Genomic DNA, 25,305 nt, shown 5'->3' on the forward strand with positions numbered 1-25,305 from the left:
GAGCTGGCCGTGTCCGACGACGTCGACGATGTGATGGCCGTCATCACCCAGCAGATCGAGACCCGATTCCACATGAGCCTGCCCGAGTTGCACCGGGCCGTGACGGCTGCCCCGCACGCCAACCAGCAAGCCACCGAAGTCGTGCACTGGTTTGGCCTGCTGGCGGAGTCCCAGGCGGCGCTGGAGCGAGCCGAGGACGACCTCGTCGCCGTCCTCACCCAGGATCCGGTACCGCTCGACGATCCGGCGATGGAACTTGCGCATCGGATGAACGCGGCCGTCACGGTCCGGGACGGCCGCGCCGTGATCGTGCGCCAACTCCTCAACTCCGCCGCCCCCGCCGGGCACGGATCCGGCCCCCGGCGCGGCGCCGCCCTGGCCACCGGCCGGGGGCCTGCCCTGCAGACCAGTCCACCGACCCGTCCGTCGGCCCCGGCGGTCCCGGTCCGGGGAGCGAGACGATGAGCGTGAGCAGCAAGCCCAGCAGCCAGGACCGCCGCCTCAGGGATGCCTTCGGGGTCGTCATCGGCGTGCTGTACGAGACGGCGCTCACCGAGGAGGCGCCCACGGCGCTGCGACGCGCCGTGGAGCTGCGCAGCTTCCTCGCCCTTGCGGAGGAACAGGTCGCCCGGGTCCGCGACCGTGTCCATCAGGCCACCGGACCCGACCGCGACATGGGCGTGCTGTTGGCGGAGGACCTGCGGGTGGACGCTTATTGGCTGGAGGCGGCGCTGGATGCCCGCGACGGCTACCGCGTCGCCCTGGATGAACTCCTGCGCACCATGCCCTCGTCGCTCAACGGCCGGCCGCGGCCTGTGCAGCTGGTCCAGCCGAAGGTCACCACAGCCTGGCGCCAGCCACCTTGGACTTCCTCACCCGGCGGTTGGGCGCCCTCGAAGCCCGCTTGGCCAACGTGGCCTTCGTCCTGTCGTGGGCCATCGTTCAAGGGGGCCACGGCACCGAAATGCTCTGCACCACGGCGGGCGGGCTGTCCTGTGCGATTGGGACAGGTTGCCGAGGGACAACCGGAATGGGACCTGGTCACGATAGAGATCCACTGCCGCCGGTCGGGTATGGGCAGGAGCACTATCAAGCCTTTGCGGACGGCTACGGCTATTGGCTTCGACTCATAGCCTGGGAGGGTTACAGCATTCTGCGCGATCTGCGAGAGCTTCGCATGATTACCACCAACGCGAGGAAGTCTGCGCAGGCATCCACAACCCTGGCAGAAGTCGAACGCCGCATCGCCGGGCTCCAGAATGAGGACACGAGTTTGCAGTGGGACACCCTGCGACAGAAGCGTGCCCCAGGTAGCACTCAGGTGTAGACCTTCTCCAGGCCGTCGTGTGGCCGAGCAGTGTTCAGCCAAGCTAGCCGACTCAGCAGCCGCGCACGGATCGAGTGTGCGAGGGCAGGCGAGGTGCCGTGCCCGGCTGCGGGTCTTTTCGATCGTCCGTCCGTACCGGCGAGACCCGCGTCGTGGGGACGCCCTCAGGGAGAGGTGACTGCGTTCCCTCTCCCTGGGGGGACTCAGGCGGTAGCCCTGGCTGCGTGAGCAGCCAGGGGTGAATGCTTCGCACCATGTTCCGCTCGGCGTCAGTTCCCCTGTGCGGCGAAGGCCGCGTAGGCGGCCTCGTCGAAGAGGACGAAGCGGACCTCTTCGACGGCTGTGCCCGTGGTGCGGACCGTCTCGACCGCGATGCGGGCCGCGTCGTCCATCGGCCAGCGGTAGATGCCGGTGGAGATCGCCGGGAAGGCCACCGTGCGGGCTCCCAGCTCGTCCGCGACCCGTAGCGATTCGCGGTGGCAGGAGGCCAGCAGTGCGGAGCGGTCCTCGGTCGCGCTCCAGACCGGGCCCACCGTGTGGATGACCCAGCGGGCCGCGAGGCGGCCCGCTGGCGTGGCGACCGCCCGGCCCGTGGCCAGGCCCTTGCCGTAGTGGGAGGCGCGCAGATCACGGCACGCGCTGAGGATCTCGGGGCCGCCCGCGCGGTGGATGGCGCCGTCGACGCCTCCGCCGCCGAGGAGGGAGGAGTTCGCCGCGTTGACGATGGCATCCACGTGTTGCTGGGTGATGTCGCCCCGCACGAAGGTGATGGTGGTCATGGCGCCATCCTCGCGCACTCCCATGGTCAGGGGCCGGGGTTTTTCCGGGGGCGTACGGCGAGGGGCCATGCTCCGCGCGCGGTCGACCCCGTGCGCCCTCATCGCGCGGTGTGCATCGACGGGGCCAGAAAAGTCATTCCATAGCACTGCCCGATCGGTCCTCGGCTGCCAATCTGCATCCTGGAAGCGCCGAAACACGGGGCGGATCTTCCGTCTCCGGCAGGCCATCGGGGGATCACATGGCACGGGCGGACAACGGTGTTCGGCCTGCCGCGCGAGCGGTGCGGTCTCGGCCTCAGGGAAGGGTGCTTCGGGCACCGATCGCACGCGGCGAGGTGATGGCGCCGAGCGCGTCTTCGCCGTCGTCCGGCGCCCCGGTCCCCGAGGAGCCGGTGGCCCACCGGGCGCGCACTGCCTCCGTGCCGCGTGTGCCGGACCGGCCGGGGCCGGACGAGCAGTCCGAAGCCGACGCCCCGGGGGCGGTACGCGGTGCCCGGCGGGAGTGGGGGAGGGGGCTGGCGTGACGGGCGGCCGGGAAGTGCGGTTGAACGGCCGTCCGGTCGTCCTGCTCGACCCACCGCTGGGTTCGGGGCCGACGGCCGCCGTCCATCGGGTCGAGAACGCGGACGATCTGGTGGTCAAGGTCTACCACGAGCCCGACGCGGCACGGGAGCACCGGCTGCGGCGGATGCTGACGCTGAGCCCGCTGGCCTGCCGCCCGGAGGACAGCCGTCGGCCCGGGCTGGCCTGGCCGGTGGGTCTCGCGTATACGACGGGTGGTGTGTTCCTCGGCTACGGCATGGGCTGTTACACGAGCCCGGAAGATGTGCGACTCACGGGCCTGTTCAGCCGCGACCAGCGGCTGCGCCGGTTTCCCGAGGAGACCGATTGGCGGTTCCTGCTCGGTGTCTGCCGGAACCTGGCGTTCATGACGGCCCGGCTGCACTACGAGGGTCTGGTCGTCGGTGACTTCTCCGCCGAGAACGTGGTCGTCGATCAACAAGGCTTTCCGACGTTCCTGGGCTGCGACGGGATGGGCTTCACCGACCCGGTGACGGGCGAGGTGTTCCCGGCCTTACCGCACACCCCCGCCTACGCGGCCCCGGAACGGCTGGCCGGTGCCCCCGGCAGCGCGCACAGCGACGACTTCGCCCTGGCGGTGCTGATCTGCCAGTTGCTCAGCGCCGGATACCACCCCTTCGGAGGGGTGCCCCGCGACAGCCGGGACGACGCCCGGATCTCGATGGGCCTGCCTCGTGGTGTGATCGACCCGGTGGTGCTGCCACCAGCAGTGCTGGAGCTGGCGCGGGAGGCGTTCGGCCCGGGGATGCGGGAGGTGTCATCGCGCCCCTCGGCCCGGCAATGGCTGGAGGCGCTGGAACAGGCTTCCTTGCAGGGGTCGGTGACGGAGTGTCGGGTGCGATCTCGTCACACCCACAGCACACACCTGGTCCACTGCCCGTGGTGCGAGCGGGCCCGGCTCACCGGAGACGACGCCTTCAACCCGCCGTCGGCTCCGCCCGACTCCGATACCCCGTCCGACTCCGATACCCCGCCCGGTCCCGGGATCCCGCCGGAATGGCTCAGGACGGTGGCAGTGGTGTCGGCCATCCTCTTCGCCATCATGCTGCTCGCCTCGCTGAGGTGACGCCATCCCGCCGAACCCGTCGGCCGTCGTTCCCCTGGTCACCGCCGAACGTCCGGAGGTGTGAGATGACATCCGAGCAGACACCCGGCTCGCCGCCCCCGCGCGCCGCGCACGGGAAGCCACCGGGTGCGGTGGAATCCCGACCGTCCTCCACCCCAGTACGTTCCGATCCGGTGCCCGCCGACCCGGTACCTCCCGCGGCGGCACCGCTCATCGAGCTTCTGGACCGGCTGGCCGGGCTCGCCGGGGGGCCGCCGACGGCCGACGGGCCGGTGCTGGATCTGGTGCGCCGAGGGGTCGGGGCCGCGCTGACCGCTTCCGGTGTCACCCCGGTCGAGGACACCGGTCGCGTGGACCCCTCCCGCCACCACGTGGTGGCCACCCGCGACGACCCCTCCGGCCTGCTGAGCGACCGCATCGCGGAGACGGTCCGCCCGGGCTATCTCTGGCGGAACGTGTTGCTGCGACCCCAGGAAGTCGTCTCCTACGTGCCGTACGTGTGCCCCCGGAACCCGGGAGCCGGCGCCGAGCCAGCACGGTAGGCGGGACGCGCGACGACGTGCGCGATCGCCCGGCCGGGCCTCCGCACGGGCACCGGCCGGTGGTCGCCCGGTCCGGGGAACCCTTCGCATGGTGCCGCGAGGAACGCCATCGGTGACCCCGCCCGACCAATCCACCCCGCCCGACCGGCCCCGCACCGCCCGCACGACCCCCATACGACTGAACCGCTGTCCACCGGAGCCGTCCGAGCGAGGTCGCCCGCCCGCGCCGGTGCTACTTATAGGACGGGTGTGAACAACGCGCGCGGTCCGTCCGCCGACGAGGCAAGGCCCATGTGACGATCCCGGGCCCGGCCCGGTGGGAGGTTCTGGTATGAGACGTGCCCTGGCATGGACTCCCGTCGCCCTGGTGGTGGCGGTGCTGGGTGCCTCGGTGGCGGTCGCCACCGCCGGGCCCACGGTGCCCGTGCGCGGCTCGGCCGGACTGTGCCTGACCGGGGCCGCCACGGTGGCGCTGGAGGACGCGGGGATCACCATGTCCGCGACCGCCCCCGCGTCCATCGACCCCGCGGCCCCCACGTGCGCGCACTTCCCGATCACCCATGGCAGGGTCTCGCTCCCGCTGGAGGACGGCGGGGCGATGCTCGACGGGGGCCTGGCCTTCACCCGAGGCGATAAGAGGGTCGAACTCGACGGCCTGTTCGGCCATGTGGGCAACCCCCGCACCACGGCATGGGCGTCGGTGAACGGCGCGCGGAAGCGACAGATCACCTTCCTGCGATACGCGGTGGACCTGAAACACTTCTCGGTCGGCGCCCGGCGCGTGGCGGCCGAGGACGTACGGACCGTACTGGCCGAAGACGGTTACGCCGCCTTCGACAAGGCATTCGACGGCTCTCCGCTGCGGGCCGGCGAGGACATGTTCACCGTGGGCGCGACCACGGTCCTGGTCCTGCCCGAACCCCATGAGGTGACGTGGTGACAAAAGCCCGCCCCGGTGCCTCGGGGCAGTGACCGGGCGCGGCGCGCCGCCGCTTCGCGAGGAGCCCGCCGCCCGGGCGGATGACAAAAAGGCGCGGATGACAAAAGGCAAGGAGAACTCCCGCTCCTTGCCTGTCTCAATTTATAGCGCACCAAGGGGCTTGCGGCAAGGCCCCGTTCATGCCGCACAATCGTTGATCAAGGCTGGACCTGCGGCAACGTCGAGACGGAGGGGCGCGGACGCGTACCTCCGGACGACGTCGGGCAGCTGGCCGAAACTCAACCTTGTACCTGGGGGGCTTTGTGATCGACGTGATCGTGGTCGGCAGCGGACCGACCGGCTTGATGCTGGCGGGCGAGCTGCGACTGGCGGGGGTGCGCACCGTCGTGCTCGAGAAGCTGACGGAGCCGACCACGGAATCCCGCGGGCGCGGTCTGCACGTGCGCAGCGTCGAGGTGATGGACCAGCGCGGTCTGCTGGAGCGGTTCCGCGAGGTCAGTGAGCCGTTCACGGTCGGTGGCCCCTTCGCCGCGATCGCCACGCCGTGGCCGGAGCGGATGGACACCGCGCACCCGTACGGACTCGCCATGCCGCAGCCGGTCACCGAGCGCGTGCTGGCCGAGCGCGCCGTCGAACTCGGCACCGAGATACGGCGCGGCAGCGAGGTGGTCGGGCTGAGCCAGGACGAGGACGGGGTGAACGTCGAGCTGGCCGACGGCACGCGCCTGCGCTCGCGTTACCTCGTCGGCTGTGACGGCGGCCGCAGTACGGTACGCAAGCTGCTCGGTGTCGGTTTCCCCGGTGAACCCCCCAAGGTCGAAACGCTGCTGGGCGACATGGAGCTGACCGAGGACCCGGCGACGGTGGCCGCCGTGGTGGCCGAGATCGGCAAGACCCACCTACGGTTCGGCGTCGTCCCCAACGGCAACGGGACGTACCGCGTGATCGTGCCCGCCGCCGAGGTGGCGGAGGAGCGCGCCGCGCCGACCCTCGAGGAGTTCAAGCGGCGGCTGCGGGAGATCGCCGGCACCGACTTCGGCGTGCACTCGCCGCGCTGGCTGTCCCGGTTCGGCGACGCCACCCGGCAGGCCGAGCGCTACCGGGTCGGGCGGGTGCTGCTGGCCGGTGACGCGGCACATATCCACCCGCCGGTCGGCGGCCAGGGGCTCAACCTCGGCGTGCAGGACGCGTTCAACCTCGGTTGGAAGCTGGCCGCCGCGGTCAACGGCTGGGCGCCGGAAGGGCTGCTGGACAGCTACCACACCGAACGGCACCCGGTGGGCGCGCGCGTCGTGCTCAACACCCGTGCGCAGAGCGTGCTGCTGGGGACCGATGCCGGTGCCCAGGCGCTGAAGGCACTGTTCTCGGAGCTGCTGGAATTCGAGGTCGTGAACCGGTACGTGACCGAGATGATCACCGGGGTCGGGGTCCGTTACGACTTCGGTGAAGGACACGAGCTGCTCGGCCGGCGGATGCGCGACATCGGCTTGAAGCGGGGCCGCCTCTACGAGCTGACGCGCGGCGGCCGCGGGCTGCTGCTCGACCAGACCGGCGCACTCTCGGTGGCGGGCTGGGAGGACCGCGTCGATCACGTCGTCGACGTCAGCGAGGAACTGGACGTGCCCGCGGTGCTGTTGCGGCCGGACGGACACGTGGCGTGGGCCGGGGAGGACCAGCGGGATCTGCTCACCCGGCTGCCCGAGTGGTTCGGCGCTCCGACTGCCGGGTGCGCCGTCTGAGACTCCGGCGTCCCCGCCGCTTCATCACGCTCGGCCTGGCGGGTCGGCCACGGTCCGGACCCGGCCCCCGACCTCGATGGTGCCGTCGGGGTGCGGGGCGGTCAGGATCCGCGAGCCGCCGCCCTGCCGGATGTCCAGGGCGCGGCCCCGCTCCTGGGTGAGCACGATCGCGGCCGCGCCCGTCGCCTCGTCCTCGACGACGCCGTCACCGCGCCGGGGGAAGGCGCGGGCGCGTACCCGCCCCGCCCCCTCGTCCAGCCACGCCCACGCGTACAGCCACCCCACACCCTCGGGTGGCGCGGGCAGTGCTTCGACCTCGGCCGGAGAGGCGAACCGCTCGGTCCGCCGGCCCGACGCCCATGCGGCGCGGGCGCGCACCCAGGTGAGGTCACCGTCCCGGCGGACGGGGACCTCACCGGCGGGCGGGCGCAGGACGTCGGCGCCCAGCAGCCACGCGACACCGACGAGCGGGTGCCCGGCGAACGCGAGGCGGGCGGACGGCGTCCAGATGTCGACCACCCCGCGCTCGGCGTCGTCGACGAACACGGTCTCGCTGTAGCCGAGTTCGGCCGCGAGGTCCCGCCGGTTCCCGTCGCCGCGCACGGTGGCGCCGTCGCGTACGACACCGAGCCGGTTGCCGCCTCGGCCGTCGGCCCCGCCGAAGACACTGAGTACCTGGATGTCGGTCATCCCGGTATTCAACATCACCGTCCGCACCCGTGCCCGTTTCCGCCCGTTCCGGCCCCTTCGCCGTCGGGGCGGTCCTCGCCGATGCCCCGCCGCCACAGGCGGATCCGGCGCCACCCCCACAAGGTCGAAGCACCCAGCAGCGCCGCGAGGTAATTGCCGAGGACGTCGTGCAGGAGGAAGTCGGACAGTCGATGCATGCCGCCCAGGTTCCGGCCCCGCCCCGGCCCGGCGGTCGCCTGCGATCGGTTTCGCACATCCCCGGCGCGGCGACGACCGGACTGGGATGATCCGGGACAGCCGCGAACGGCTGGGAACGGCCGCGAACGGTTGCGAACGGTGGAGAGCGGGTCGAGGGGAGAGCCAGTCGTGGGACGAGCGGGCCACTTGACGATGCCGGAACTGCCGTCCGGTGCGCGCCGTCGGCTCAAGCGCACGTTGCACGAGCTGCATGTGAAGGCGGGAGCGCCGTCGGTCGGAACGATCGTCCGGGAAATGCCCGAGCGGTACTCCCGGTCCGTGGTGCACGGTGTGTTCGCGAGCCCGGTGATCCCACAGCGCGATCAAGTCGTCGCCGTGGCCGAGGCGTTGGTGCGCCGGATCCGTGGCGCCGACGCAGCGCGGTTGCTCGACGAGGTGTACCGGCAGTGGGAGGAGGCCTGGGCCGAGGACGTCCGTCTGGCCGCGCCCTCCGAGACCCCGGTCTGGACCGTGTCGTACCTGGACGAGGCACCCCGCCCGGCTTCCCGGGGTGCCAACGTCCGGCTCGGGGATCTGTTCGGATTGAGCGGCTGGTCCAAAGGCGAGCTGGCGAGACTCGTGAACCGGCAGGCGGTCGTGATGGGGCATCCGCAGCCGGCGACCGACACCGCGCGGGTCAGGCGCTGGCTCGATATGGGAGAGGTCCCGCGCGACCCCGTGCCCAAGGTGCTGGCCGCCCTGTTCACCGAGCGCCTCGGCCGGGTCGTGACCGTCGAGGACCTCGGGTTCGGCCGGCGTGGGCACGGGGCCAGGACACAGGCTTCGGACGGTCTGCCGTGGCCGCCCGAGCGGACCGCCACGGTCCTCACCGAGTTCACGGGAATGGACCTCATGCTCAACCGGCGCGGCAGCGTGGGAACGGGCGGGACGCTCGCCACCGGACCGGCCCTCGGTGTCAGCGCGGCGTACGACCCGCTTCCTGCGGGCGCCCCGGCCTCCGACACCCAAGAGGGGCGGCGCGCGTGCCTGGTCTGCGGGACTACGGCCGTGGGCGGACTGCTGCACACCCCGGCGGCCCGGGGCGGTGTCTGTCACCCCTGCGCCCGGCGCCTCGGCCATATGGCGGGTCCGTCCGCTTGAGGCCACCCTGACGTCCCGTCGCGAGGGGCCCGTGCGACGATCTCGGCAGTAACTCACATGATTTCAGGACCATGAGAGGGGACGTGGCATGACGGGCCATACACGTCGCAGTGTCCTACGAACGGCCGCCGCGACCGGCGCTCTGACGGCGGGAACGCTCGCTGCCGCCCCGGGTGCGAGCGCGGCACCCCGCGGCGGCCGCCGGCCGCCGACCTACGTATTCGTCCACGGTGCGAACAGCTCGGGCGGCAGCTGGGTGCCCTACCTGCGGGAGCTGACGTTGCTGGGCCACCGCGCCCTCGCGGTCGATCTTCCCGGCCACGGCCCGGACGCCTGCTTCCCCGTCGCCTACCAGGCGCCGCAGGACCTCGAAGCGCTCAAGACGGAGCCGTCCCCGCTCGGCAAGGTGACGATCGACGACTACACCGACCACGTGGTGGACGTCGTCCGGCGGGCGCGCCAAAACGGCCCCGTCATCCTGGTGGGCCAGAGCCAGGGCGGAGTCACCGTCAACCGGGTGGGCAACGCCGTTCCCGAACTCCTCGACCGTATCGCCTACGTCGCGGCCTTCTGCCCGGTGAAACTGCCGACCCTGCTGGACTACCTCAAGGCACCCGAAGCCAAGGACAGTCTGGCGTTCACGATCCCGGGCATCGCGACGGCGCCGGAACTCGGCATCACCCGGGCCAACTGGCGCTCGGGCGACCCGGATTTCCTGGCCAAGCTCAAGGCGGCGATCGCCGCCGGCTACCCGGACGCGGCGTTCCGGGCGCTGATCAACGGCCTCGAACCCGACGAGACGGCGGGCATCGCCGTGGCGGACGCCCGGGTGGACGCCGCGACCTGGGGCCGCATCCCCCGGACGTACATCCGCTTCAGCGAGGACCGGATGATCCCGCCGGCGCTCCAGGACCGGATGATCGCCGAGGCGGACCGGCTGACGCCGCGCAACCGCTTCACGGTACGCACCGTGCGGGCCCCGCACATCGGCCCCTACCGGCGCGCCCCGCTGGTCTCGGCACTCGCGGAACTCGCCCACGGCCTCGCCTGAACCGGCCGGGGTGGCTTGGGAGGCCGGTGCGCAGTCTCTCGCGACGACGGTGTCACATGACCGGACGCACCGGCCTCGCCGCCCCCGCCCGCGACCGCTGTGTGAGCCCGCGGGGGCAGGGAACCGAGTACGGAACCCACCGGGGCGCCGCCCGGCGGGCCGATCCCCGCGTTCCCGACGGAGGACCGGCCAGCGGTAGGTTGGGGCACAGTCGATCTTCCAGGAGAACACCGTGCCGTCCGCTCAGCCCCGTGTCCTGTACGTCACCGACCTCGCCTATCCGGCGCGCGGGCGGCGGTACTGCGACGAGGACATCTTCCTTTCCTCGCGGCTGCGTGACGAGTTCGACATCGCCTTGTGCCACCCCTTGGACGCCGCCGCGCTGATGGACTCCTTCGACGCGGTCGTGGTCCGCAACAGCGGCCCGGTGCTGCACTACCAGGACCGGTACGACGCCTTCCGCGACCGCGCCGCCAGGAGCGGCACCCTCGTCTACAACGAGCTGACGGGCAAGGCCGACATGGCCGGCAAGCAGTACCTGCTCGACCTGAGCGCGGCGGGCCGTCCGGTCATCCCCACCATCGACCGGCGCCAGGACCTCGGCCGACTGCCGCGGACGGACGAGTACGTGGTCAAGCCGAAACTCGGCGCGGACTCCATAGGCCTGGAGATCGTTCCCGGCGACCGGCTGGAGACCCTGGACTACGACGGCGTGCTCGTCCAGCCGCGCATCCGGTTCCGCTACGAGGTCTCGTTCTACTTCATCGACCACACCTTCCAGTACGCCCTTTACGCACCCCGCCCCGAAGAGCGGTGGGTGCTGGAGACCTACGAGCCCACCGCCGCCGACCTGGACTTCGCCCAGGGCTTCATCGACTGGAACACCCTCGACCACGGCATCCAGCGCGTCGACGCCTGCCGTACCCCGGACGGCGAACTCCTCCTCGTCGAGCTGGAGGACCTCAACCCCTACCTGTCGCTCGACCTCCTGCCCCCGCATACCCGCGACGCGTTCGTCACCGATCTCAAGGCGTCCCTGCACCGTCTGCTCGGCCGGGCCGGAGCCGCGCCGCGCGCCTGACCGTCGGGCAGGTGACGTCGTGAGATACGGCATTCATGCGCCGACGCCCTGGTCAACCACCGTCGCGACGATCATGCTGCATCCCATGACAGCCTCACCACACTCCCCGGCACCTACGTTCGAGCTCGGCGGCACGACCACCATCCCGCGCCTCGGCTTCGGCGCGATGCAACTGCCCGGCCGGTGGGACGGGCCCGTCGTCGACCACGCGACGGCGGTGGCCGTCGCGCGCCGTGCCGTCGAACTCGGGGCCGTGCACATCGACACCGCCGCCTTCTACTTCTCCGCCACCAACAGCGCGAACCGCGTGCTGCGCGACGCCCTCCACCCCTACCCCGGCGTCACACTCGCCACCAAGGTGGGCCCGCTGCGCACCCCGACCGGCGAAATGTACGGCGAGGTCGGGCCCGGCCAGGTGCGCGCCGCCGTGGAGCAGAACCTGCGGGAACTCGGCGTCGACGTCCTCGACCTCGTGTATCTGCGGGTGGGCCGCCTCCGGGCGGCGGCCGTGGAGCCGCTCGGCGACCGTTTCGCCGCTCTCGCCGAACTGCGCGAGGAGGGCCTGATCCGGCATCTCGGGGTGAGCAACGTGACGCGCGGGCAATTGGCCGAGGCCCGCTCGATCGCACCGGTCGCGGCCGTACAGAACCGCTTCGGCGTGCTCGACCAGGAGCACAGCGCGCTGGTCGACGAGTGCGCGGACGCCGGGATCGCCTTCATGCCCTTCTTCGCGCTCGGCGGCGGTCACACCACTCTCCTCGGCGAGAACCTCCAGAAGGTCGCCGACCGGCACGGCACGACCGTCTTCCAGGTGGCCGTCGCCTGGGGGCTGGCCCGCTCGCCCTCGATCGTGCAGATCCCCGGCACCAGTTCCCTCACCCACCTCGAAGAGAACATGGCCGCGGCCCGCGTCGTGCTGGACGAGGACGACATGGCGCTCCTGCGCACCGCCGCCTGACCGCCCCGGCTACGGGCGGTGTGACGGCAAGGGCGTGAGCGCCGGCCAGCGGGCGAGCACGCGTCGGCGCATGTCCGCGCAGAGCCGGCCCAGGCCGCTCAGATCGGCCCGGTCGGCGGTCATCCGGGCGACGACGCCGAGCCGGTGGGCCAGCCGTTGCCGGGCGGTCGCGGTGCCCCACGTCCAGTCCCGTTCGGTGACCCGGGCCAGATGGTCGGTGGTCTCGCGCTGGGCCCGGGGGACGAGCGCGTCACCGCGGAGCAGCCAGCCGGCGCACGCGTCGGTGAGGTCACCACGGGGATGGGATCCGGTCGCGGTGCGCCAAGCCGCGCCATAGGCGGCTTCGGCGCGGCCGAGGAGCCGTTCGGTGGCGGCGGTGGCGCACCAGCACGTCGGGAAGCCGATGCGCAGATAGGCGAGTTCCATCAGACCGTTGCCCAGAGCGGACTGTTCGAAGTCGATGAACCGGATTCCGCCGGTGGTGTGCAGATCGTTGCCCGGACACGGATCGCCGTGCAGCAACGCGTACCCGGACGGCTCGCCGAGGCGGTGGACGAGCCCGTCGAGCTGGCCGGGGACGGGGGACGGCACGGGCACCTCAAGGGCGTCGGCCAGCCTGAGAAAGGCGGCTGTGTCGTGGTGCCCGGGGCCCGACCAGGCGGGGAGCGCCCCGGCGTCCCGCGGCCCGGTCGTGGCGTGCAGCCGGGCCAGGGCCGCGGCGTAACCGACGATCCAGTCACCGGCCGGGCGGTGATGGTCCAGGTGCTCCAGGACCACGACCCGCTCGACGGGATCGGCACCGAGGAGCGCGGGCGCCACCGGCGGGTCGGCGCGGGCGGCCAGCCGCAGCGCGGTCACTTCGCGGGCGTAGCGCTCGGCGGCGTCCGGGCCCTCGGCGGCCTGTTTGACCACGGCCCGCACACCGTCCAGTTCCACGCGCCACACATGGGAGCGGGGGCTGCTCTCCAGCTCGCGAGCCTGCAGGGGGTTGCCCAGTGCGGCCCGCAGGGTTTCGCCGAACGGCAGCCGTGGCGACATGAACGCGTCCTCCCGTAGGGGATGACGGGATCGGGGCCCGCCATGGGCGGCCACAGTAGGCGGTGGGCGCGGCCGGCGGCCACGGGATTGTCACGCGGGGCGAACTCCCGGCCGTGGCCCGGGCCGTGCCCCGCGATCCGTGTTTCCCCGCCGCTGTATCCGCTGCCTGTCCGCCTGCCGCCCGCGTGCCGACGCCGGTGCCTTCGTGCCTGCTTTCCCTACGCCGCCGTGCGCGCCCGCTCGGGGTGCTCCGGCCGGTGGCCCTCCGGGCCGAACTCCACCGCCGACACCCCCTCACGCGACGTCACGTCGAGCAGCACCACCGAGGCCGCCTCGGCCAGTACGCCGGGTATCGCGCTCCCGCCCGCCTCGGCCTGTGCGGACAAGGCGAGCAGCAGCCGGTCGAGCCGCCGCCGATGGCGGGCGAACACCCGGCCCGGCGCCCAGCGGCCCCGGGCCCGCTGCCCCGCGAGGGCCTCGGTGGCGCCGACGTCGAGCAGCACCAGATGCAGTTCGCGCCCCTGGCGCCCGGCGGACCGGGCCAGCCAGCGGCGCAACCACGGGCGACTGCCGCAGTCGTGCACCAGCAGCGGCCCTCCGGCGCGGACCGCCGCACGCAGCAGGCGGACGTGCTCCCACCGCGCCCAGGGCCGGTACACCGCGTAGGGCAGACGCTCCGGCATCAGTGCCTGGCACGCGACGTGGACGTCCCGGGGGTCGACCGCTGCCGCCGCCTCGGACCAGCGGCGCAGCAGGGTGCTCTTGCCGCTGCCGGGCAGCCCGGAGACGACCAGCACCGCACCCGGTGGGTAGGACAGCACGGCCGGAACACCGGTCTGTCCCCGGAGGTCCACCAGCCCGCGTGGACGCACACCCGCCCCGGGTCCGCGCGGAACAGCCCGTACGTCCGCCGCTCCCGGCCTGCCTTTGTCGCCCACTACCGCCCCTTGTCCGTGCCGACGTGCCCCACGGCCTCGTCGGGCCGCCAGCCGGCCCTGGAGAACCTCGCGCGTCACCCCCGCCGGGGCGTGAGCGGGGACGGTCAGGGAGACGCCGTGGGGAGCCCGTTGGTTTCCTCTCCCGGGACATTCACGGAGGGTGAGGCGCGATACGCGGGCAGCCGGACGGTCAGCGGTCCGGGGCGGGATCCGGTGCCAGGGCGATACGGAGGAAGCGGGGCCGGTAGATGCTCGCGCGGTCGAGGACGTCCCCGGGGGCGAGGCTGTTGACGTTGTACGAGACGACCAGTTCGCCGTGGGAGGCGAGTTCCGGGTGTTCGTGCGCGTTGTAGGCGTAGACGTTCGGGTTGCGGTAGGTGCCCCGCGGGCCGGATTCGGGTGCCGTGTACACCGTGCGGGGTGTGCTGAACGGGCCACCGGGGGAGTGGGACCAGGCGAGCTGGAGTTCCGCGCTGAACGGCGGGTCCGCACGCTGGGTGAGCAGGGCGTACCAGCGGCCGTGGCGGACCACGCTCAGTTCGTCCGCGACCCGCACCGGAGACCCGCCGGGGCCGGACAGCCGGGCGGACCGGGACTCGTGGGGGGACCAGGTGCCGTGGCCGGTCCGGTACTGCCAAGGGCGGCGCAGGTCGGATCCGGCGACCCGGGCCAGCCGCAGGTAGTGGCCGCCAAAGGCGGCCTTCTCGGTGCCGTAGACGTAGGTGTGATTCCCCTGCCGTTCCAGCCACGCTCCCCAGGCCGTGCCGGTTGCGGACGGCAGCGGGGTGACCGACCGCGGCCGGCCGAGCCGGCCGGGGGGAAAGCGGGCCAGGACGTTGCCCCGCCAGGCCACGTCGAGCGCACCGCTGCCGGTACGGGCGTAGCGCGCGTAGACGACCGCCAGGCCACGGCCGTCGGGGACGCCGGCCCGGGCCCAGTACCAGTGGCCGCGTCCGGACACCAGGGACGTGGGGCGGCCGGAGGTGTCCCGTCCGGTGATCGTGCGGGGGCCGCCGGCGCCCCACAGCACGAAGCTGTTGTGGAGGAAGGGCGTCGGTCCGCCGTCCTCGGTGGTGGGAGGGCGGGAGCCGTCGGGCCGTACGGTGCCGAGGAAGGTGTCGGAGAAGATCCACAGTTGTCCGGCGGGCAGTGGTACGGAGTAGGTGCTGTCCCCGCCGGTCCAGTGGTTCGGTGAGCGGCCGTGTTCGGCGTAGCGGGTGAAGGCGTCGTTCAGCGCGTGGATCGGGCGGGCCCCGGTCACCCGTGGCGGGCCCGCCACGGGATGCGGGGCGGGTGGCAGGAAGGCGCAGGTCGCGGTGAGGGCGGCGAGCAACAGCGCACGGGGCGCCCGCGGCCCCGCCGGGGGCGCGAGAGCCCGACGGATACGGCTCCATGGTGACGAAGGCTTTGTCATGACAGCCGGACCAACGAGCGGCGGGGCCGGCGGTTGTCGCCCGCACGGCGGCGGCGTCCGCTTCCCGTCCGGTGGGGCCCGCTTCCACCGGGGAGCGGGAGCCGGACGGGGCCGACCGCGCCGGAACGCCCCCGTGCGGGCCGGGCGCAGGGCAGAGTGGGGCCATGGATCACCTTTCTCATTTCCGGCGGGAGGTCCTGGCCTTCGAGGCAGCGGCCCGTCGGGCGGCCGAGGCCGACGTCGCTCCTTCGGTGCCCTCCTGCCCCGGCTGGTCGGTGTCCGAGCTGGTGGGGCATCTGGGCGCGGTGCACAGGACCGTGGCGCGGCTCTTCAGGGAGCGGCGCCGAGAGCCGCTGGACGGCGCGGACCTCACCACCCTCGAACTCCCGGCCGACCGCGCGGGCTGGCCGACGACCTTGGAGCACACCTCTCCCGAGCGTGGTCCGGTGCCGGTGAGCCTGATCGACTGGTTCGCGGCCGGGGCGTCGGCGCTGGAGGAACAGTTCAGGAGCAGGGGCCCGGCCGAACCGGTGTGGACCTGGTCGCGGGAGCAGACCACCGGCTTCTGGCTGCGGGTCCAGGCGATCGAGGCGGCCGTGCACCGCTGGGACGCCGAGAACGCGGTGGGGGCGGCCCGGCCGGTCGCGGCCGTGCTCGCGGCCGACGCGGTGGGCCAGACCTTCGAGGTCATGGTGCCGGCCCGGCGGGCCGCGGGCCAGGCCCCGCCCGGGGCGGGCGAACGGTTCCGGTTCCGGCGCACCGACGGCACCCACGTGTGGACGGTGTGCTTCGACGGCGGGGCCGTCCGGCTCGACGACGGCAGCGGCCCCTGTGACGTCGAGCTGGCCGGTACGGCCTCGGAGCTGATGTTGTTCCTCTGGCACCGGATCACCGCGGAACGGCTCCAGGTGAACGGCGACCGCGCGGTGCTCGACCGCTACTTCACCCTCGTCCCGCCCATGTGACCGGGCCGCCCGCGGGTGCCCGTCCGGATTCTTCCGGTACCACCGACGCGGCCCGGGCTGCTCCATAGCGCGCGAGGCGCGGACAAGGCGAAAAGGCGCCCACCCCCGGCCTGTGCCGGGGGTGGGCGCCTTGTCGCTGTCACGAGTCGCAGGGGCGGGCCCGTCGGGGCGCGCCGCGGCTACGAGCGGTCGGTCAGGCCTTGTCGGCCCCGGCCTGCCGCAGCTCGGCCTCCTGCTTGACGCGGGCGACCCGGCCGCGGACGACGAACCAACCGCCGACCAGGGCCGCCGCGATGAGCGGCAGGCACAGCACGGTGGTGCGGCTGGCACCCTCGTCGGCCGCCATCAGACCCAGCACGCTCGCCAGGAAGACCAGCGTGATGATCTGGGTGTAGGGGGCCCAGGGCAGCCGGTACCCGGGGCGGGTGACGCGGCCGTCCTTGGAACGGTGCCAGAAGAGCAGCGAGCAGAGCATGATCATGCCCCAGGTGCCGATGATGCCGATCGCGGCGAAGTTCAGCACGATCTCGAAGGCGTTCTCGGGGACGACGAAGTTGAGGCCGACACCGAGGACACAGAAGAACGCGGTGAGCAGGATGCCGCCGTAGGGGACCTGGCCCTTGTTCATCAGGCCGGTGAACTTCGGAGCGGAACCCGACATGGCCATCGAGCGCAGGATCCGGCCGGTCGAGTAGAGACCCGAGTTGAGGCTGGAGAGCGCCGCGGTGAGGACGACGAGGTTCATCACACCGGCCGCGTACGGGACGCCGATCTTGCCCAGGACGGTGACGAAGGGGCTCTCGTCGCCGGTGAAGGCGGTGTAGGGCAGGAGCAGGGCCAGCAGGATGACCGAGCCGACGTAGAAGAGACCGACCCGCCACATGATCGAGTTGATCGCCTTCGGCATGATCTTCTCGGGGTTCTTGGTCTCACCCGCCGCGACACCGCACAGCTCGACCGAGGCGTAGGCGAAGACGACACCCTGGATGACCATCAGCATGGGCATCACACCGGTCGGGAACACCCCGCCGTTGTCGGTGATGTTGGCCAGGCCCGGGGTGCTGCCGCCGACGTCGTGCTGGGTGACCAGCAGGAAGATGCCGATGAACATGAAGAGGACCAGCGCGCCGACCTTGATGATCGCGAACCAGAACTCCATCTCGCCGAAGTACTTCACCGAGATCAGGTTCACGGTCAGGACGATCGCGAGGGCGATCAGCGCGAGCACCCACTGCGGGATGTCGCTGAACATTCCCCAGTAGTGGGTGTAGGTGGCGACGGCGGTGATGTCGGCGATGCCGGTGGTCGCCCAGTTCAGGAAGTACAGCCAGCCGGCGGTGTACGCGCCCTTCTCGCCCATGAACTCACGGGCGTAGGAGACGAACGCGCCGGAGGACGGGCGGTACAGGACGAGCTCGCCGAGCGCCCGGACGACGAAGAAGGCGAAGACGCCGCAGACGGCGTAAGCGATGAAGAGGGAGGGGCCCGCGTTGGCGAGGCGGCCGCCGGCGCCGAGGAAGAGGCCGGTGCCGATCGCTCCGCCGATCGCGATCATGTTGACGTGGCGGGACTTGAGGTCCTTGCTGTAGCCCGCGTCACCGGCGTCGACGTGTGTGGACGTCGTCGTCGGGGCGGATACATCGGGCTCGGTGCCGGCCGCAGTGAGGGTGCGGTCACTCATGTATGTCTTCGCCTTCATTGGAGGGGGGAGCAGGACCGGGCCGTACGACACCGCCGTGGGTGATCTCCGTGTGCGGGGACGGGCGGCCGGAGCGGCCGACCACCCGGCACCGCTGGGAGCGGCAGCCTCGACGATGGCCCGGGGCCCGGGAGGCGGCTGGCGACGCCGCTTCCCGAGGGGGTTCGGAAGGGATGGACCGATGGGCCCGGGGCGTCCCGGTGCTCTTCGATATCGCATCGATGATCTTGGGGGTGCCGGTGGCCGGGGGCCCGGGTGATCAGGACGTGGAAGAAGGCGCCGAGCACCCCGGGGGATGGATTCGGACTTCTCTTTCCACTGTCTTGATCAGTTCTGGGAGTGCGGACGCCCGCCGAGGGCTAAGCGCCGTCGGCGCCCCGAGGGGCGAAGAGGCCGAACACCTGCGGGGTGTGCCGTGCCTCCCCGGTGGCAGACAGCGTCGCCGTGGGGAACCTGCGCCCCGGGGCGTGACCGAGCACCGCTTCCGTGACGCTGACGCGCCCCGGTGCTCCGCCGGCTGTCTGACAAGTCCATGCGCTGATGGTGTGAGGCGCGCTGGGTAATCGTCAAGAGTTTACGAAAACTTGTTTTTACCGGCTACTCACGGTAAGGCCCTCCTGGTCAACGGCTTCCTACCGGGCGGTTACCGCGCCGCACGAAGGTCCGCCAGTGACGCAAGCCACACCTTCTTGGGCCCCCGTGGGGCATTCATCACGGTGTGAAAACGCCCGACGGGCCGGTTTCGCCGTATTCGGCGAAACCGGCCCGTCCAGCGCCACGACCGGCGGCTCAGCGGTAGCGCGCCCGCCCGACGCCGGCGGCGATGGTCAGGGGGACCGTCAGCACGGCGGCGATCAGGAAGAGGGGACGGTACGCGTGATGGTCGGCCGCGCTCGCGGCGAGACCGCTGGCGAGCGCGCTGCCCACGTACAGGGCCACGCCGAACATCGCCACCCCGGTGGCCCGGGCCGTCGGGGCGAGCACCGTCGCCCAGGACTGCACCGTGGAGTGCATGAACGACCAGCCGCCCCCCAGGAGCAGAGCCGTCACCACCAGGGCGGGCACGGACAGGCTCGACGCGGCGATCGCGTAGGCCGCGGCCATCTGCACCCCGCCCACCAGAATGATCATGGCGGGGCTCCACCGGCCCACCAGCCGCTTGACCAGCTGGGCCGCCGCCATCGACCCCACCCCGTACAGCGCGGACACCGCGCCCGCCAGGGTGGTCGGCACCCCCCGGGACTCCAGCGCCGGGGCCAGATAGGTCAGGAAACCCAACAGCACCGCACCTTCGAGCAGGGCCACGGCCATCACGTACCACTGCCAGCGCGAGCGCAGCACCACCCGGACCGGGGCGAGCAGCGAACCGGCCGGCTCACGCTCGGGCTCGGCCAACCGCCGCAGCGCGAACGCGAGGTACGCGGCGAACAGGCCCGGCAGCGCGAACACCAGCCGCCAGCTGACGTAGTGCGCCAGCGCCCCCGCCACCACGGTGGCCACCGCCGTGCCCAGGGCGAACGCCGTCATCAGCTCGCTGAGCGGGCGCTGCCGCACCTCCGCGGGCACCGTGTCGCCCACGTAGGTGAGGGAGGCGGCGATGGACGCGGCGAAGAAGGCACCGGCCACGGCACGGGCCACGATCAGCATCGTGGCATCCGTGGCGGCCGCCGACACGAACGCGGCCAGGGCCGCGCCCGTCAGCGAGAAACGCATCACCCGCACCCGGCCCACCCGGTCGCTGGCGAGCCCCCACACCGGCTGCATCAACCCGTAGCAGAGGTAGTAACCGCTCGCCGCGAGCATGATGGTCGGCAACGGGACACCGAGCCGGGCACCGATGATCACCAGCATCGGCGCGATGCAGAAGCGGTCGAAGTTGCTGATGAACCCGGCCGCGCGCAGCAGTCGTAACGAAGCCGGCGGCAGGCCCGTCGGCGGGGCGGTGGGGGCGGTCGTCGTGGTCACGGAAACGGCGTCCTTTCTCCAGCTCTTCAACTCTTCAACCGGACACACCAAGCCCATCACCCGGGCGGACCGCTGTCCCCGCTCAGCCGATTACCATCACTCACAGCCTGCGCGGAGCGGGCCGTGGGACGGCGATGTGGTGGGGGAGCCGACGGGTGGGGACGGCCGGAGAACGCGCGGCGGGGCCGCGCAAGGAACTGGGCGCGTTCCTGCGCTCCCGACGCGAACGCCTCGCGCCCGCGGCGGTGGGCCTGCCGGGGTCACCGCGTCGCCGCACCCCGGGGCTGCGCCGCGGTGAGGTGGCCGAGCTGGCCGGCATCAGCGGCTCCTGGTACGCCTGGCTGGAACAAGGCAGGGTCCGCACCTCGGAACAGGTCCTGCGCTCGGTGGCACGCGCCCTGCGCCTGGACGAGGCCGAGACCGCGCACGTGCTCTCCTTCGTCGAGGACACCCCGGCGGAGGAGACCGCGCCGGGATGGGTGTCGCGGAACCTGCTGTCGCTGGTGGAGGCGATGGCACCGAACCCGGCCGTGGTGATCGACCCGCACTGGGACCTGCTGGCGTGGAACGCCGGTTACGCCGCGCTGCTCACCGACCCGGCGCGGCTGGCGCCGAAGCAGCGCAATCTGCTGTGGCTGGTCTTCCGGTGGCCGCCCGGCAGACAGTTGCTCGCCCAGTGGGAGCCGGAGGCGCGCGGCCTGCTCGGACAGTTCCGCGCGCACGCCGCCCGGCACCCCGACGACCGGCGGTACACCGAGATCGCGAACGACCTCATGGCCGATCCCGACGCGGCCCGCTGGTACGCCGAGCGAGCGATCGCCGACTTCCAGCCCGCGGTGCGGCACTTCCGCCACCCCACGGCCGGTGATCTGCGGCTGCGCTACGTCAAGCTCGCGGCGGTCGAGGAACCGGGCCATCACTTCCTGGCCTACCTGCCCGACGACCCCGCCACCGCGGCCGGGCTGCGTACGCTCACCGGGCACGTGTGAGAGCCGCCCGTCGCCGGGCGGCTCTCACACGTGCGGGCGCGGGATCAGCTCGTCAGGACCGCCTTCATCACCGACCCGTCGGCGACGGCGGTCAGCGCCTCGGCGTGCCGCTCCAGCGGGAACGACGACACCAGGCTCGCGAGGTCGAAGCGGGCGGCGAGGGCCGGCAGCAGCCGCACGTACTCGACGAGGTGGGCCCCGGTGAAGGCCCAGGAGCCGATGACGTCGAGCTGGCGGTAGACGATCTGATGCGGATTGATCAGGGTGTCTCCCGCGTCCGTGTACTGGCCGATGACCAGGTAGGACCCGCCCCGGCGGGCCAGGGTCAGGCCCTGCGCCACGGCCGCCGGAACACCGGCGCACTCGATGACGAGGTCCGCCCCCGCCCCGCCGGTGGCGGCCCGCACCTCGGCGAGGACGCTTTCGGGGTCACCGGCGCCGGCGATGTCGAGGTGCACGTCACCGATGCCCGCCGCGGCCGCGCGCTCCAGCCGCTCGGCGGGACCGCCGACGAGGATGACCTTCGCCGCCCCCGCGAGCTGGGCGAAGGCCGCCGCGGCCAGTCCCACGGGCCCGCTGCCCTGGACCACCACGACCTCCCCGAGCCGCACGGGCCGGCGCTCGTACACGGCGTGCACGACGGTGGGGCCCGCGCAGGCCAGTGACATGGCGGCGAGGGGATCGACGCCCTCGGCCGCCTTGACCACGGTCGTACCGGGCTGCAGCACGATGTGGTCGGCCCAGGAACCGGCCAGCTCGGGCCCGTCGGCCAGGGACCGGTTGACGCCGTAGGTGCGGCGGTTCTCGCACAGCGTCGGTTCGCGGTGCAGCCGGCACGGCGGACAGACGCCGCAGGCGATGGAGGAGGCCCACATCACCGCGTCACCGGGAGCGAGCGGGGCGCCGGTGGCGTCCCGGTGGGTGCCCGCGCCCAGCTCGCGCACCACACCGAGCCCTTCGTGGCCCAGCACCAGGGGGGTGGGAATGGCGAGATGCCCCTGGCACAGATGCAGATCGGTGCCGCAGACCCCGCCATGACCACACGCGACGATCATGCCCCCGTCCGGGGCCGGCGGGATGGCGAACTCACGGAGCGCGAGCGGCCGGCCGAACTCCTCCAGGACGACGGCGCGTCCGGTCCGTGCGGCGCTCACGCGGTCACCGGCCGGAGCGTGTCGAGGAACGGTTCCGACAGGGGCCGCAGCGGCTCGGTGTCGCGGCACACCACGTACTCCGGCCGCGGCCCGCCCGGCGCCTCGGGCAGATTGGCGGCGTCGTTGTAGGTCGCGATGAGCAACCGGCGGGCGAAGGGAGACATGTTGGGCGCCGAACCGTGCACGATCTCGGGCGAGAAGAACACCACGGACCCGGCGGGGCCCTTGGGGCTGGTCATGCCGTGCCGGTCGACGTGCTCGGCGAGCTGCCCGGGCGTCAGCGAGATGTCGTCCGGGTCGAGGTGCTGCTCGGACTTGGCGTCCGCCTTGCGGCTCTCCCGCACGAGGCCGCCCCGGTGGGAGCCGGGCACGAAGATGACCGGGCCGTTGAACTCGGTGACGTCGTCGAGGAACACCCCGATGTTGACCTGCCGCGGCGCGGGCAGCCCGTCGGCGATCCGCCAGGCCAGATAGTCCTGGTGCCACGCCCACCGCTCGCCGCCGAAGGCGGGCTTGGCGTTGATTTTGAACTGGTAGACGTACACGTCGTCGGTGAGCAACTGCCGGACCGGGCCGAGCACCCGGGCATCCCGGACGAGTCCGGCGAACTCCGGCTGCCGGTGGTGCGAGGCGTACACCGCGCGTACCTCCGCGCTGTCGTCCTCGACGACCAGGTGCGGGCCGGGTACCTCGCAGTCACGCGCAAAGGACTCGCGCAGCCGCTCCACTTCCCGCTCGTCCAGCAGGGACTCCATCATCAGGAAGCCGTCCCTGTGGTACTGGTCCACCTGTCGCTGGTGCAGACGCATGGTTCTCCTCGGTTCGTAGGGGGTGTCGCACCGCGCGGGTCAGCCGGCGACGAGGTCGCCGCGCTTGAGCCCGGAGTCGGCGGGGACGGCGGCCGGGTCACCGCCGAGGTCGACGACGTTGTTGTGCTCGTCCACGAAGACGACGCTGGGCACGAAGGAACGGGCCTCCTCGTCCTTCATGGCGGCGTAGGCGATGATGATGACGCGGTCACCGGGGCTGATCAGGCGTGCCGCGGCGCCGTTGATGCCGATGACACCGGAGCCGCTCGGCCCCTCGATGACATACGTGGACAGCCGGGAGCCGTTGTCGACGTCGACGATGTCCACCTTCTCGCCCGGCAGCAGATCGGCGGCCGCCATGAGATCGGCCGCGATCGTCAGCGAGCCGACGTAGTGCAGATCGGCCTGGGTGACGGTGGCACGGTGGATCTTCGACTTCATGAGGGTGCGGTCCATGACGAAACTCGGCTTTCGTTATGAGGTGGGGTGAGGTGAAAAAGAAAAGGCCCGGGGGTGGTTCAGGCGGGCCAGGTGACGTACCGGCGCATGCCGTACAGCAGCGGTGACGTGGTGCCCCCGCCGGAGGCGGCCATGTCGTGCCAGGTCTCCGTGCGCAGCACCTCGCCGATCACGACCGTATGGTCACCGGCGGGTACGAGCTGCTCGACGCGGCACTCCGCGAGGGCGTGGGAGTCCTCGCGCAGGGCCGGCAGCCCCGTCGCGGGGGCGGGCTCCCAGGGGACCTTGGTGAAGCGGCCGGCGGTACGGCTCGCGAAGGCCTCCGCCGCCCGCCGCCCCGGCCCGTGCAGGAAGTTGACGACGAAGGCGCCCCGTGCGGTGAGGACGGGCAGCGTACTGCCGGTGTTCGACGCGCACACCAGCAGTAGCGGGGGGTCGAGGGACACCGAGCACACCGCCGTGCACGCGAAACCGTACGGCTGTCCGGTCTCGTCCGCCGAGGTGACGACGGAGACACCGCCGGGGTGGGCGCCCATCACGGCACGGAAGGCGTCGGCGGCCACGGGGGCGGTGCCCGCGACGGGGCTCACCACGCGAAGGCCCGCGCGTCGTAGAGGTTGACGCCCACGGCCGCCTTGCCGAGGTACTCCAGGCACTCGTGCGGTTTGGCGGGCATCACGGAGGAGAACGACACCTCGCGGATGAGCCGTTCCAGCGGTTGCGAACGGCTGACCGCCGCGGAGCCGCAGATGCGCAGGGCGTCGTGGGCGAGCTCCGGGCCCACCTCGCCGACGATGTACTTGGCGGCGTGCACCATGGCGTTGGCCTCCAGGCTGCCGCGTTCGGCGTCGACGAGGTCACCCGCCTCGTGCACCAGCGCCCGCGCCGCCCGCAGCCGGGCGGACATCCGCCCCAGGTCCTGCTGGAGCACCGGGGAGGAGGCGCGGGCCTCGGAGGCGGCCACGTAGTCGGCGGTGTAGCGGTAGACGGCCTCGGCGATGCCCAGGTAGGCGCCGGTGTACCCGGCGATCATCCAGTGCGGTTCGCGGACGAGCTTGAACAGCGACATGCCCTCGACGCCGAGGTAGAGCCGGGAGCGCGGCACGGGCACGTGGTCCAGGGTCATGGTGGCGGTGCTGGTGCCGTTCATCGCGGACATGCTGTGCACCGTGCCGAAGGTGATCCCCGGGTCGTCGGCGGCGACGACGAAGTGCGAGACCTCGCTGCTGCCCTCGGTGCCCTCGGCACGGGCCGCCACCACGTAGTAGTCGGCGACGCGCGCCAGGGAGACGAAGGACTTCTCCCCGGTGATGACGTAGGTCTCGCGGTCCTCGCTCAGGGTGTAACTGGTGCGCACCTCGCGGAGTTTGGCTCCGCGACCGGCCTCCGAGGTGGCGGACGCGAACAGCTTGCGCCCGTGGATCACCTCGTCGTTCATCCAGGACCTGAACCGGTCGGCGGCGGGCGGCAGTGGCGTGGCCGCCGCGTCCGCGAGCGCCCCCATCACCACGTTGTGCATGTTGAAGCCGAGAGCGGCGGCCCCGTTGTGGGCGCCGAGTACGGCCAGTACGCGGGAGTACCCGCCGTAGCCGAGGCCCGCGCCGCCGGCCTCGCGCGGCAGCAGCAGCCCGAGCAGTCCGGCTTCGCGCAGGATGCGGTAGGTCTCCTGGCCGTCGCTCAGTCCGGCGTCCACGCCGGCGGCCAGGGGCGCGAGGGCCGCGCCGGTCTCCTCGGCGAGCTTGAGGATGTCGTCCAAGTGTGTCGGCAGCGTCATCGATGTCC

General features: G+C 72.2%; 24 protein-coding genes and 1 pseudogene. 12 read left to right on the forward strand and 13 right to left on the reverse strand.

Features of this window, described 5'->3' with window-relative positions:
- Positions 1 to 9 precede the first annotated feature (9 nt).
- Both ACZ6MA_RS25535 and ACZ6MA_RS25540 read left to right on the forward strand, forming a co-directional pair.
- Positions 10 to 465, forward strand: coding sequence for a hypothetical protein (locus tag ACZ6MA_RS25535; protein ID WP_469436266.1), 456 nt, complete (start codon positions 10 to 12; stop codon positions 463 to 465).
- The gene (locus ACZ6MA_RS25540) at positions 462 to 1,133 is read left to right on the forward strand and encodes a hypothetical protein (protein WP_469436267.1); all 672 of its coding nucleotides are present in this window, start codon (positions 462 to 464) and stop codon (positions 1,131 to 1,133) included. The genes ACZ6MA_RS25535 and ACZ6MA_RS25540 overlap by 4 nt, the downstream gene beginning before the upstream one ends.
- Positions 1,134 to 1,596: 463 nt before the next feature.
- Here ACZ6MA_RS25540 and ACZ6MA_RS25545 read toward each other — a convergent pair whose 3' ends face one another.
- Positions 1,597 to 2,106, reverse strand: a complete 510-nt coding sequence (locus ACZ6MA_RS25545) for an O-acetyl-ADP-ribose deacetylase (RefSeq protein ID WP_469436268.1) — start codon at positions 2,104 to 2,106, stop codon at positions 1,597 to 1,599.
- A gap of 538 nt (positions 2,107 to 2,644) precedes the next feature.
- Between ACZ6MA_RS25545 and ACZ6MA_RS25550 the strand changes: the two genes are divergently transcribed.
- The 4 genes from ACZ6MA_RS25550 to rox all read left to right on the forward strand — a co-directional run bounded on the left by ACZ6MA_RS25550 (position 2,645) and on the right by rox (position 6,975).
- Entirely contained in the window at positions 2,645 to 3,754 is a 1,110-nt protein-coding gene (locus tag ACZ6MA_RS25550; RefSeq protein ID WP_469436336.1) for a hypothetical protein, read from the forward strand.
- Between the two features lie 173 nt (positions 3,755 to 3,927).
- Entirely contained in the window at positions 3,928 to 4,296 is a 369-nt protein-coding gene (locus ACZ6MA_RS25555) for a hypothetical protein (protein WP_469436269.1), read from the forward strand.
- Between the two features lie 331 nt (positions 4,297 to 4,627).
- On the forward strand, positions 4,628 to 5,236 hold the full coding sequence (locus ACZ6MA_RS25560; RefSeq protein WP_469436270.1) for a hypothetical protein: 609 nt from the start codon (positions 4,628 to 4,630) through the stop codon (positions 5,234 to 5,236).
- 302 nt (positions 5,237 to 5,538) lie between these two features.
- The gene (rox, locus tag ACZ6MA_RS25565; protein WP_469436271.1) at positions 5,539 to 6,975 is read left to right on the forward strand and encodes a rifampin monooxygenase; all 1,437 of its coding nucleotides are present in this window, start codon (positions 5,539 to 5,541) and stop codon (positions 6,973 to 6,975) included.
- Positions 6,976 to 6,999: 24 nt separating this feature from the next.
- Here the strand turns inward: rox and ACZ6MA_RS25570 are convergent, their stop codons facing one another.
- On the reverse strand, positions 7,000 to 7,665 hold the full coding sequence (locus ACZ6MA_RS25570) for a PhzF family phenazine biosynthesis protein (RefSeq protein ID WP_469436272.1): 666 nt from the start codon (positions 7,663 to 7,665) through the stop codon (positions 7,000 to 7,002).
- A 14-nt stretch (positions 7,666 to 7,679) separates the two neighbouring features.
- Complete coding sequence (locus ACZ6MA_RS25575; RefSeq protein ID WP_469436273.1) at positions 7,680 to 7,862, reverse strand: hypothetical protein; 183 nt, start codon at positions 7,860 to 7,862, stop codon at positions 7,680 to 7,682.
- 511 nt (positions 7,863 to 8,373) lie between these two features.
- Between ACZ6MA_RS25575 and ACZ6MA_RS25580 the strand changes: the two are divergent.
- The 4 genes and pseudogenes from ACZ6MA_RS25580 to ACZ6MA_RS25595 all read left to right on the forward strand — a co-directional run.
- Positions 8,374 to 8,856: pseudogene (locus tag ACZ6MA_RS25580) on the forward strand (DNA-binding protein NsdB); the annotation flags it as partial.
- A gap of 235 nt (positions 8,857 to 9,091) precedes the next feature.
- A complete protein-coding gene (locus ACZ6MA_RS25585; protein WP_469436274.1) occupies positions 9,092 to 10,054 on the forward strand; it encodes an alpha/beta hydrolase in 963 nt (320 codons plus the stop codon).
- 232 nt (positions 10,055 to 10,286) lie between these two features.
- Complete coding sequence (locus ACZ6MA_RS25590) at positions 10,287 to 11,135, forward strand: ATP-grasp domain-containing protein (RefSeq protein WP_469436275.1); 849 nt, start codon at positions 10,287 to 10,289, stop codon at positions 11,133 to 11,135.
- Between the two features lie 85 nt (positions 11,136 to 11,220).
- A complete protein-coding gene (locus ACZ6MA_RS25595) occupies positions 11,221 to 12,093 on the forward strand; it encodes an aldo/keto reductase (protein ID WP_469436276.1) in 873 nt (290 codons plus the stop codon).
- Positions 12,094 to 12,102: 9 nt separating this feature from the next.
- Here ACZ6MA_RS25595 and ACZ6MA_RS25600 read toward each other — a convergent pair whose 3' ends face one another.
- From ACZ6MA_RS25600 to ACZ6MA_RS25610, 3 genes are all read right to left on the reverse strand, one after another.
- Complete coding sequence (locus tag ACZ6MA_RS25600; RefSeq protein ID WP_469436277.1) at positions 12,103 to 13,131, reverse strand: phosphotransferase family protein; 1,029 nt, start codon at positions 13,129 to 13,131, stop codon at positions 12,103 to 12,105.
- Positions 13,132 to 13,349: 218 nt separating this feature from the next.
- Positions 13,350 to 13,952 (reverse strand): AAA family ATPase, encoded by a 603-nt coding sequence (locus tag ACZ6MA_RS25605; protein ID WP_469436278.1) that lies wholly within the window; start codon positions 13,950 to 13,952, stop codon positions 13,350 to 13,352.
- A gap of 307 nt (positions 13,953 to 14,259) precedes the next feature.
- Positions 14,260 to 15,402 carry a hypothetical protein gene (locus ACZ6MA_RS25610; protein WP_469436279.1) on the reverse strand — a complete coding sequence of 381 codons (1,143 nt, stop codon included), beginning with the start codon at positions 15,400 to 15,402 and terminating at the stop codon, positions 14,260 to 14,262.
- A 245-nt stretch (positions 15,403 to 15,647) separates the two neighbouring features.
- Between ACZ6MA_RS25610 and ACZ6MA_RS25615 the strand changes: the two genes are divergently transcribed.
- Positions 15,648 to 16,448, forward strand: coding sequence for a maleylpyruvate isomerase N-terminal domain-containing protein (locus ACZ6MA_RS25615; protein ID WP_469436280.1), 801 nt, complete (start codon positions 15,648 to 15,650; stop codon positions 16,446 to 16,448).
- 193 nt (positions 16,449 to 16,641) lie between these two features.
- On the opposite strand, the gene ACZ6MA_RS25620 is transcribed toward ACZ6MA_RS25615, so the two are convergent.
- Together ACZ6MA_RS25620 and ACZ6MA_RS25625 are read right to left on the reverse strand one after the other, a co-directional pair.
- Positions 16,642 to 18,129: an amino acid permease gene (locus ACZ6MA_RS25620; protein WP_469436281.1), complete on the reverse strand. Its 1,488-nt coding sequence runs from the start codon at positions 18,127 to 18,129 to the stop codon at positions 16,642 to 16,644.
- An 807-nt stretch (positions 18,130 to 18,936) separates the two neighbouring features.
- Positions 18,937 to 20,112 (reverse strand): MFS transporter, encoded by a 1,176-nt coding sequence (locus ACZ6MA_RS25625; protein ID WP_469436282.1) that lies wholly within the window; start codon positions 20,110 to 20,112, stop codon positions 18,937 to 18,939.
- A 155-nt stretch (positions 20,113 to 20,267) separates the two neighbouring features.
- On the opposite strand from ACZ6MA_RS25625, the gene ACZ6MA_RS25630 reads away from it, so the two are divergent.
- Complete coding sequence (locus tag ACZ6MA_RS25630; protein WP_469436283.1) at positions 20,268 to 21,101, forward strand: helix-turn-helix transcriptional regulator; 834 nt, start codon at positions 20,268 to 20,270, stop codon at positions 21,099 to 21,101.
- A gap of 44 nt (positions 21,102 to 21,145) precedes the next feature.
- Here ACZ6MA_RS25630 and ACZ6MA_RS25635 read toward each other — a convergent pair whose 3' ends face one another.
- The 5 genes from ACZ6MA_RS25635 to ACZ6MA_RS25655 all read right to left on the reverse strand — a co-directional run bounded on the left by ACZ6MA_RS25635 (position 21,146) and on the right by ACZ6MA_RS25655 (position 25,297).
- On the reverse strand, positions 21,146 to 22,255 hold the full coding sequence (locus ACZ6MA_RS25635) for a zinc-binding dehydrogenase (protein ID WP_469436284.1): 1,110 nt from the start codon (positions 22,253 to 22,255) through the stop codon (positions 21,146 to 21,148).
- Positions 22,252 to 23,064, reverse strand: a complete 813-nt coding sequence (locus ACZ6MA_RS25640) for a phytanoyl-CoA dioxygenase family protein (RefSeq protein ID WP_469436285.1) — start codon at positions 23,062 to 23,064, stop codon at positions 22,252 to 22,254. The genes ACZ6MA_RS25635 and ACZ6MA_RS25640 overlap by 4 nt, the downstream gene beginning before the upstream one ends.
- A gap of 39 nt (positions 23,065 to 23,103) precedes the next feature.
- Complete coding sequence (panD, locus tag ACZ6MA_RS25645; RefSeq protein ID WP_469436286.1) at positions 23,104 to 23,520, reverse strand: aspartate 1-decarboxylase; 417 nt, start codon at positions 23,518 to 23,520, stop codon at positions 23,104 to 23,106.
- Positions 23,521 to 23,582: 62 nt separating this feature from the next.
- The gene (locus ACZ6MA_RS25650) at positions 23,583 to 24,113 is read right to left on the reverse strand and encodes a flavin reductase family protein (protein ID WP_469436287.1); all 531 of its coding nucleotides are present in this window, start codon (positions 24,111 to 24,113) and stop codon (positions 23,583 to 23,585) included.
- Entirely contained in the window at positions 24,110 to 25,297 is a 1,188-nt protein-coding gene (locus ACZ6MA_RS25655; RefSeq protein WP_469436288.1) for an acyl-CoA dehydrogenase family protein, read from the reverse strand. The genes ACZ6MA_RS25650 and ACZ6MA_RS25655 overlap by 4 nt, the downstream gene beginning before the upstream one ends.
- Positions 25,298 to 25,305 lie beyond the last annotated feature (8 nt).

Source organism: Streptomyces sp. NPDC042259 (assembly GCF_055582085.1).